Genomic DNA, 9671 nt, shown 5'->3' on the forward strand with positions numbered 1-9671 from the left:
TGTCGTTTTGCCCCTCGTTGTCCGCATGTAATGGCACATTGTCATCAGGAGCAACCAGCCATCCATCATATTCAGGAGGCACATAAAGTACGCTGTCATTTATTCACAGAGAAAGGAGAGCTGGCTCATGACGGAGAAAGAAGTTTTGCTGGAAATTAACCATTTAAAAGCCTACTTTCCTGTGAAGCGCAAGTCCATGAAGGAGGAAAAAAAGGTCATTAAAGCAGTGGATGATATTTCGATTGAGATTTATAGAGGAGAAACACTTGGGATTGTGGGCGAATCAGGCTCTGGAAAATCAACATTTGGGCGAACGATTTTAAAGCTTGTTGAACCAACTGGTGGAGAAGTTTTGTATAAGGGACAACCGATCCAGCATTTAAAGGGCAACAAGCTGCAAAGCTATCGCAATCAAATGCAAATGATTTTTCAGGATCCCTTCGCTTCCCTTAATCCTCGCAAGCGGATTGGCTCTATTATTGAAGAACCGATGAAGCTGCAATTAACGTTGACAAAGGAACAACGAAAAGAGCGTGTTAAGGAGCTATTGCAAAAGGTAGGTCTACCAGAGGATGCCATGCATAAGTTTCCGCATGAATTTTCTGGTGGTCAGCGCCAACGTATTGGTATTGCAAGGGCACTAGCCATCCATCCAGAGTTTATTATTGCGGATGAGCCTGTGTCGGCACTCGATGTATCGGTTCAGTCACAAGTACTAAACTTAATGATGGATTTACAGGATGAATTTCATTTAACCTATTTATTTATCTCCCATGATTTAAGCGTTGTGAAGCATATTAGTGACCGGGTGGCGGTGTTGTATTTAGGTAGAGTGGTGGAAATAGGCACAAAAAAAGAGCTTTATGCCAATCCATTGCATCCATACACTCAAGCATTGCTCTCTGCCATTCCTGTTGTTAATTTTGATGAGCCAAAACAGGAAATACTTTTACAAGGTGAATTACCAAGTCCAATGAATCCGCCTGTTGGCTGTGTCTTTCATACACGTTGTCCGTTTGTTATGGAAAAGTGTCATCAGGAAAGACCGATGCTTCAGCATGAAAATGCCAATCAGCGAGTTGCCTGCTTTTTATATGATAAATAATCTGAATATTAAAACTATTTAAGGTTGAGGTGTTGGTGATGTTTGGCAATATAACTGATGTTCCTGGAATTAAGGTGGGACATAGGGAAAACAAGGAAGGAATTACTGGCTGCACGGCACTTTTAGTGGAGCACGGAGCAGTATGTGGGGTGGATGTCCGAGGCTCTGCACCAGGTACTCGTGAAACGGATGCATTAGACCCAATCAATGAGATTGACCGTGTACATGGTATTTGTTTATCTGGGGGGAGTGCTTTTGGTTTAGATGCGGCGACTGGAGTTATGCAGTTTCTAGAGGAGCAAGGGATTGGAGTAGATGCAGGTGTGGCAAAAATTCCTATTGTTCCAAGTGCTGTATTGTTCGATTTATTTATTGGAGATCCTCAAGCTCGACCAACTGCACTTATGGGCTATGAAGCAGCAAAAGCAGCACAAGTTGGATCATTTCCAAACGGCAATGTCGGCGCTGGCTATGGCGCAACGGTTGGAAAACTAGCAGGACCTGACTTTGCGATGAAGGGTGGACTTGGTAGTGCTTCCTATGCTGGTAAAGATGGTCTAGTAGCGGGTGCTATCGTAGCTGTCAATGCAGTGGGTGATATCAAGGATCCTGCTACAAGGGAAATTTTAGCAGGAGCAAGAGATGCTCAATCAGGACAGTGGCTAGACTGCTGTACCTATTTAGAGCAGCATGCTCAATCGGAGGCATTAGCTGGCACGAATACAACCATTGGCGTTGTGGCAGTGAATGCGAAGCTTACGAAAGCGGAGGCTAAAAAGATTGCCCAGCTTACACAAAATGCTTTAGCACGAACGATTTATCCTGTCCACACGATGCTCGATGGCGATACAATTTTTGTGCTCGGTACAGGAGATCAATGCTATGCGCTTGATTATTTAGGGCATTTAGCAACAAAGGTCATGGAGGAAGCCATTCTCGCTGGTATTAAAGCTGCAGAAAAATTAGCAGATGTTGAAAGCTATACGAGCATTCAAAATAGAAGCACTTAGGAAAAGGGGGAACGACCATGAAATTGAAAAACAGTGGGTTTATGCTAATAACTTTCATCATGGCATTGGTCATGAGTGCGTGTTCAAGTGATGGAGAGAAAAATGCTGCGAGCACAGGAACTTCAGATGGTCAAACGACTACAGATGTTCCACAGGAAATCGTTGTACGTGTCAATGATGATCCTGATTTTTTAGATCCGCATAAAGCAACAGCGTCCATTTCCTATCAAATGATTTTGAATATTTTTGAGGGACTGATGGCACCCGAAACGGATGGCTCCCTAAAAGAAGGGCTGGCAGAGAGCTACGAAATTTCTGAGGATGGTTTAACGTATACGTTTAAAATTCGCCAAGGTGTGAAGTTTCATAATGGCGATGATGTAACGATGGAGGATATTCAATATTCCTTTGACCGTTTAATGGGGAAAAACGGAGGGGAAAAAATGTCCAATAACTTTGATAATGTAGCATCTACAGAGGCACCAGATGCCAATACATTTGTTATAAAGCTAAAAGAGCCAAATTCTAATTTCCTGTATTCATTAACAGCAAGACAGTCAGCTATTATTCCTAAAAGTAATGATGGGAAGCATAATGAAAATCCAATCGGTACAGGCCCATTTGCCTTTGTGAAATACGCACCTGGTACCAACTTAGAGCTCAAGAAAAATGAGCAATACTGGCAGGAAGGATTGCCTTACCTAAATAAAGTAACTTTTGCCTTCCAATCGGATGATCAAGCTGCGATTATGAGCTTGATGGCAAATGAGGTAGATTTAACGAGCGTACCTTGGCACCGTGTTAGCGAGGTAGAGGCTAGCTATAATTTATCACATCAAAATAATAACTCATCCTTAATCGTTACGTTTAATGAAACAAAGGCACCATTTGATAATGTCAAGGTTCGTCAAGCAATCAACTACGCGATTAGTAAAGCCGATATCATTGATTCTGTATTTGCAGGCTATGCTGTACCACTTGGCTCTAATATGAGTCCAGCAATGGGCGATTTCCAAAAGAAGGGCCTAGAAAGTATGTATGATCGAGACGTGGAAAAAGCGAAAGCATTATTAGCAGAAGCTGGTTATCCGGATGGCTTTAAAACCAAGATTACGGTATCCTCGCATAATGATATTTACTCCAATATTGCACAAATTGTCGTGGCGAATTTACAAGAAATTGGGATTGATGTCGAAATTGAAGTAGTGGAATGGGGCATTTGGCTAGATCGCGTTTACTTTGGTCGCGATTATGAGATGACAACGATTGATTTAACAGGTCGTGCATCTGCCTACGAAATTTTGAATGATTACATTTCTACCAATGATAGCGAAAACTTTTTCCTATTTAAAAATGAGGAATACGACAAAATTATGGCTGATGTGTTAAAGGAAACAGATCAGGCAAAACAAATAGACTATTATCATCGAGCACAGGAAATTTTAGCAGAGCAAGCTACAGCAGTTTATATTGCTGATTACCAGATCGTTTGGGGTTCTGACAAACAAGTGACGGGGCTTAAGAGCTATCCATTCTGGTTCCACGATATGTCAGAGGTCAAGTTTTCAAACTAGAAAGGGATGAATGCTGATGATGTATATCCTACGTCGAATCATCCTGTTAATAACAACCATCCTTCTAGTATCCATTATTACATTTGGTGTTTTTCAAATATTACCTGGTGATCCGGTTCGTACAATGTTAGGAACAGAGGCGGATTCCACACAAATTGAAAATTTACGATCTGAGCTTGGCTTGGATCGTCCTCTTTATGAACAATATGTGGATTGGATGAAGGGCTTATTGACAGGGCAATTAGGGGATTCCATTCGATTTTCCATGCCTGTAAAAGAGTTATTATTTGATCGGCTTCCTGTCACCATGTCTTTAGCAGGGCTCACGCTCATCATTGTCTTAATCATTTCCTTACCTTTAGGAATGTTTGCTGCAAGAAGACAAAATAAATTAAGTGACGTGTCATTATCGACGGTTACACAAATTGGTATGGCCGTACCATCCTTTTGGCTAGGGATGATGCTTATTCTTTACATTGGCCTACAGTTCAGCTTCTTTAAAATTAGTGGCTATATTCCTTGGACGCAAAGTGTAGCAGGGGCACTAAGTACACTAATTCTGCCAGCTTTAACGATTGCGATCCCACAAATTGCTGTTAATTTTCGTTATGTCCGAACAGCTATTTTGGAGCAGGTCCAGCTCGATTATGTACGCACCATTCGCAGTAAAGGTATGTCTGAACAAAATGTGATGTATAAGCATGTATTGAAAAATTCAATGATACCGATTTTAACGGTTTTTGGTTTGATAATGGCAGAGGTTGTAGCGGGCACGATTATCGTGGAGCAAGTGTTTTCATTACCAGGAATCGGTCAGCTTCTTATTACGGCTATTAGTAATCGTGATTTCCCTCTTGTACAGGGAATTGTCATGTATATTACCGTAGCTGTCGTTATGATTAATTTTATTGTTGATGTTTTATATTCTGTGTTGGACCCTAGAATTCGATTACGTTAAGAGGTGGCTACAATGAAACAACTACAGCGCTATACTAAAAAAATTAATTTAGTCATTGGTCTCCTCGTGATTGTTGGCTTTCTACTCGTCATGATTGTTAGCTTTTTTTATACACCCCATGATGTCAACGCAATGAATATACCAGAAAAATTGCGAGGACCTGGTGGTGCATATATGTTTGGCACAGATGAGTTCGGGCGTGATATTTTTAGTCGCATTATGAAGGGGACACAAACAGCCTTTGCAGTGGGTCTATTAACCGTAGCAATTGGCACGGTGTTTGGCATCCTGATCGGAGGGATTGCAGGCTATGTTGGGGGCTGGATCGATGAAATTTTTATGCGGACGATGGATGCGTTAATGGCCTTTCCAGGCATTATATTAGCATTAATGCTTGTGGCAGTATTTGGTCCAGGTATTACGAATACCGCCATAGCACTTGGCATTATCGCAATACCTGCTATTGCGAGGATTGCACGAAGTGGCTTTGTGCAGCAACGGGATTCGGAATATGTGCTAGCAGCAAAATTAATTGGTGTTAAGCCTCATAGCATTATGTTCCGTCATATTTTGCCGAACATTTCGTCGCAAATTATTGTTGCAGCAACTGTGACATTTGCAACTGCGATGTTAGCTGAGGCAGCCCTAAGCTATTTAGGGCTTGGGGTACAGCCACCAAACCCTAGCTGGGGCAGAATGTTAAAAGATTCACAAGCTTATCTAATAGGTGCCCCTTGGTATACGTATGCCCCTGGAGGAGCCATTACAATTCTTGTTCTCGGTTTATATATGCTTAGTAACGCTTTACGAGATTTTATGGACCCACGTTCAAAATCGTAATAAATCAGGTGCTGTTTTTTGCAAGAGCGCATATGCCTTAACGGCCATTTCAATATTTAGGCGGTGCGGAGCTTGTAAAAAATCAGCACCTAATATACCTTCTAGCCGTTCAATTCGTTTATAAAGAGTTTGACGAACGATATACAGTTGTTCCGCCGTATCATTTTTAGCCCCATTACATGTTAAATATACTGCTAATGTTTGAAATAAATCATGGCTACTTTTCTGATCTAGCAGCAAAATCTCTTGTAAATAATCTTTCACATATTGCAGGAGGGTAGTTTGATCCTGCTGTAATAATAATCGATAAACACCTAAATCCTTATAATAGATAGAGCTTGTCAATTGATGATGCTGCATTTGGATGACCGATTTAGCCTCCTTATAGCCAAGATGAACACTCTCGATTGCTTGATAGACATGACTTATGCCACAGCTGAGGGTGAGCTGCTCAAAAAACTGTGCAGCTCGTCTAGCAGTAATCTGTGAAATTGCTTGATCGAAGGCATCCCGATTGTCTTTCATATAATCTGCGGCAATGTAAAAGGCTAAAATAATAATTTCATGCTGTCTTACCGATACGGTAGGGAAAAATCCTAGTTTTTTTAAAATAGAACGAACATACATGGCATTTTGCAATTGGATTTCCTGCCACTCTTCTTCAGGTACAACGTTAGCTACATCATGTAGATTGAACACGATGACTCGGTAAAATAAATTACGACTTTCGATAGGTAAATAGCTTTGATAGTACTGAATATCTACTGGCTGACCTTGAATTAAGGCAAGAATAAACTCATCCTCTCGGCTTTGCTGGCGCTCCTGAAGCATGCGGTTGCGCATTAAAATATGGGCAATCGACATCGTTGCGCGTTCAAGGTTTAATAGAGTGTAATCACTCGGCTTTGGCAGTCCAGAATGCATACATAAATAGCCCCATACTTGTCCAAGTCCATTGACAGGAATAATGACAAAATGATCCCCGTCAATCGATAAAAGGTGCAAGGGCTTTTGTAGTTCTAACTGCTGACAATGCTCCTCCATAACACGTAAGAATTTTTTAGCCTCGACAGGGTAGTAAAAGCTTTTAGTATCTTCCGAGACAAATAAAAAGGATGCCTCTGTATCTTGATAGAGGACTTGTAAAATTTTTAAAATACCATTCGGCATTAATGATAATTCCATAAAAGTTTTGGATAAGGTATCTAGCTGTGTAAGTGCCTGCTGGTGTTGATTAATTATGTACGTGTGTAAATCTTGCGTAATATCGATAAATCGTACAATTTCTTCAAAGATGATAATAGGGAAATGATGGGCATTCGCCATGGCAATCAATTCTGCGGGGACATGGTCAAAATAGTCTCCAATTTCAATACAAAGACCTGCAGCTTCATTGCGTATCAGATTTTGTAAGTAGGCAATTTGTGTTTCACGTTCTAATTGTAAACCGACACCAGTGGTTAAAATCAGTTCACCACCATTGATTAAAGTGTCAACATTTTTTATTTCTAAAATATGTGTCCATAGAACTTGACGATCAAGACCCTGCTGTCCTGCAATGAGCTTCGCTGATTCAAAATGCTTACGCTTGAGGACATCACGTACGAGTAGAGGATGTTTGGACATAATTTAGCACCTGCCCTTCGAATGTACAATGTCTATTTTATTATGTTAGATAAATCAGAAAATTTCAATATTAACTCGATTAATAGGGAAAATGGTGATAGATCAAAAGACATCAATGATACATGATTGGAGGTCATTATATGGAGCGAAACGATCAGTTCACACATACCTTACAACAAAAGGATCATGAAAACGTTTGGCATCACATGTCTATGCATAATGACAGGGCGCCCATAATCATTGAACAGGGAGAAGGCGCATGGATTACCGATAGTTTAGGCAATCGCTTTTTAGATGGCATGTCAGGCTTATGGGCCGTTAATGTGGGCTATGGACGTGAGCCTCTTGCCAAGGTTGCCTATGAGCAGTTGAAAAAGCTTTGCTATGCTCCTTTAACACAAAGTCATGAACCTGCCATCCGACTTGCTGAAAAAATTAATAGCTTATTAGAAGATGACTATATGATGTTTTATTCCAATAGCGGCTCTGATGCCAATGAGGTGGCCTTTAAAATAATACGCCAATACCATCAACAAAATGGGGAGGGGACCCGCTATAAAATCATCGCTCGCTATCGGGGCTATCATGGTAGCTCACTTGGGGCATTAGCTGCCACAGGGCAGGCATTACGAAAATATAAGTATGAGCCGTTAACACCTGGTTTCTTGCATGTTGCCCCACCAGATCATTATCGGCGTCCAAAAGGGCAATCGGTTGAGGCCTACAATATAGCGTGTGCCCGTGAAATGGAGGAAAAGATTATTTGGGAGCAAAAAGAAACGATTGCCGCTGTCATCATGGAGCCACTGATAACAGGTGGTGGTGTTCTTATCCCACACCCTACATATGTCAAGGAAGTCGAGCGCATTTGTAGAAAACATGGCGTATTACTTATTATCGATGAAGTAATATGTGGCTTCGGGCGAACAGGGAAGCTCTTTGGTCATCAACATTTCGATATTCGACCTGATGTCATTACTATGGCAAAAGGATTAACGAGTGCCTATCTACCGTTATCCATTACAGCAGTACGCAAAGATATTTACGAAAAATTTAAAGAGATGGATGGCTATAGCCATTTTCGACATATTAATACGTTCGGAGGTAATCCAGCAGCCTGTGCAGTAGCTTTAGAAAACATTAAAATTTTGGAGGAAGAGGGCCTTGTACAACGAGCAAGAGATTTGGGTATTCAATTCCTACATGATTTGCAAGACTTATTGGAGCTACCTTTTGTTGGAGATGTTCGTGGCCTAGGCTTACTTATTGGCATCGAACTAGTGGAAGATAAACAATCCCAAACACCGGCAAAGCCAGAACTAATCGCAAAAATTATCGCTGATTGTCAAGCAAATGGGTTAATTGTTGGGAAAAATGGCGATACAGTGGAGGGCTTCAATAATATCATTACGTTAAGTCCACCACTTTGCTGTACCGATGAAGATGTTGACTTTATGGTGGCGGTATTAAAAAGAGTATTTGCAGCTAATGCATAGCAGGAGGCGATTCCCGACGTGTGGAAGCACGGGGAATCGCCTTTAGTATTGTCGTTTATGACCTTTTTTCACTTCTTCCCAATCTATTTCTACATTATGCAAAACACGCGTCAAAAGACTGTGGATGCTGTCGATTTCCTCTGACGAGAACCCTTCGAGTGCACGCGCATTAGAGTATTCACCTTCCCGTTTTAAAAAGGGATAAATGTCCAAGCTTTTTGCAGTTGGAAAGAGTAATTTATTTTTCTTATTCCCCTGCTCAATACGTTTTTCAATAAAGCCCTTTGTCTCTAATTTTTTAATAGCTCGTGAAGCAGTAGTGCGATCCACCTTCAAAAGCTCCGCGACCTTTTCCTGAATGATGCCAGGGTTTTCACAAATTCGAATCACATATAAATATTGTCCCTTCGTTAAATCTAACTCCTTAAATTCAATATTACTAATTGAATCTAATGCTCGTGCAATCGCGCCTATTTCACGTAAGATTTCCTTCATTTTTTAATCCTCCTGAGATTTTTGTTGTATTTGCAATAAAAATCGTTCTATACTAATAGTATCATCTTCAACGTGAAATTGCATCTAAGGAAGATGGTGATGCAGAAGAAGCTAGGAGGAATAGTCATGAGTATAAAAAAGGTAACAACTGAAGCAGAATTACAAACAGCGTTTGATTTTCGACGTAACGTTTTTATCGAAGAGCAACAAGTCCCAGAGGAAGAAGAATATGATGAATTTGATGCGCTTGATGCACCATGTGATCATATTCTTGTCTATTACAACGAGCAACCTGTTGGAACAGGTAGACTTCGAGTAGTGGAGGGCTATGGCAAATTAGAGCGTATTTGCGTTTTGGAGGAATACCGCAAATATGGTCTTGGCAAAGAAATTATCGTTGGTTTAGAACAAATCGCACGAGATAAAGGCCTAACAAAAGCAAAGCTAAATGCCCAATCCTATGCAGAGGGCTTTTATGAAAAATTAGGCTATCAGCGTGAAGGTGAAGAATTCATGGATTGTGGCATCCCTCATATTCTAATGAAAAAATATTGGTAGTCATTTTTC

At 40.8% G+C, this 9671-nt stretch carries 9 protein-coding genes and 1 pseudogene; 8 read left to right on the forward strand and 2 right to left on the reverse strand.

Annotation, left to right across the window (positions count from 1 at the left end; genetic code table 11):
- The 6 genes and pseudogenes from RT445_RS18570 to RT445_RS18595 all read left to right on the forward strand — a co-directional run.
- A pseudogene (locus RT445_RS18570) lies at positions 1-159 on the forward strand (peptide ABC transporter ATP-binding protein); the annotation flags it as partial.
- Entirely contained in the window at positions 128-1105 is a 978-nt protein-coding gene (locus RT445_RS18575) for an ABC transporter ATP-binding protein (RefSeq protein ID WP_312507095.1), read from the forward strand. The pseudogene RT445_RS18570 and the gene RT445_RS18575, both read left to right, overlap by 32 nt.
- A 38-nt stretch (positions 1106-1143) precedes the next feature.
- Positions 1144-2115, forward strand: coding sequence for a P1 family peptidase (locus RT445_RS18580; protein WP_274796582.1), 972 nt, complete (start codon positions 1144-1146; stop codon positions 2113-2115).
- 17 nt (positions 2116-2132) lie between these two features.
- Complete coding sequence (locus tag RT445_RS18585; protein ID WP_313471244.1) at positions 2133-3689, forward strand: ABC transporter substrate-binding protein; 1557 nt, start codon at positions 2133-2135, stop codon at positions 3687-3689.
- 16 nt (positions 3690-3705) lie between these two features.
- On the forward strand, positions 3706-4647 hold the full coding sequence (locus tag RT445_RS18590) for an ABC transporter permease (protein WP_313471246.1): 942 nt from the start codon (positions 3706-3708) through the stop codon (positions 4645-4647).
- Between the two features lie 12 nt (positions 4648-4659).
- Positions 4660-5487: an ABC transporter permease gene (locus RT445_RS18595; RefSeq protein ID WP_312507093.1), complete on the forward strand. Its 828-nt coding sequence runs from the start codon at positions 4660-4662 to the stop codon at positions 5485-5487.
- Here the strand turns inward: RT445_RS18595 and RT445_RS18600 are convergent.
- The gene (locus RT445_RS18600) at positions 5476-7113 is read right to left on the reverse strand and encodes a PucR family transcriptional regulator (protein ID WP_274796586.1); all 1638 of its coding nucleotides are present in this window, start codon (positions 7111-7113) and stop codon (positions 5476-5478) included. The two genes, RT445_RS18595 and RT445_RS18600, sit on opposite strands and share 12 nt — an antisense overlap.
- 140 nt (positions 7114-7253) lie before the next feature.
- On the opposite strand from RT445_RS18600, the gene RT445_RS18605 reads away from it, so the two are divergent.
- Positions 7254-8609 (forward strand): aspartate aminotransferase family protein, encoded by a 1356-nt coding sequence (locus RT445_RS18605; protein WP_313471249.1) that lies wholly within the window; start codon positions 7254-7256, stop codon positions 8607-8609.
- Between the two features lie 42 nt (positions 8610-8651).
- On the opposite strand, the gene RT445_RS18610 is transcribed toward RT445_RS18605, so the two are convergent.
- Positions 8652-9104: a MarR family winged helix-turn-helix transcriptional regulator gene (locus tag RT445_RS18610; protein ID WP_274796588.1), complete on the reverse strand. Its 453-nt coding sequence runs from the start codon at positions 9102-9104 to the stop codon at positions 8652-8654.
- Between the two features lie 126 nt (positions 9105-9230).
- Between RT445_RS18610 and RT445_RS18615 the strand changes: the two genes are divergently transcribed.
- Positions 9231-9662 carry a GNAT family N-acetyltransferase gene (locus RT445_RS18615; RefSeq protein WP_274796589.1) on the forward strand — a complete coding sequence of 144 codons (432 nt, stop codon included), beginning with the start codon at positions 9231-9233 and terminating at the stop codon, positions 9660-9662.
- The last annotated feature ends 9 nt before the right edge of the window (positions 9663-9671 follow it).

The sequence above is a fragment of the Lysinibacillus sp. genome (genome assembly GCF_032093475.1).
In the GTDB taxonomy this organism is placed as follows: domain Bacteria; phylum Bacillota; class Bacilli; order Bacillales_A; family Planococcaceae; genus Lysinibacillus; species Lysinibacillus irui.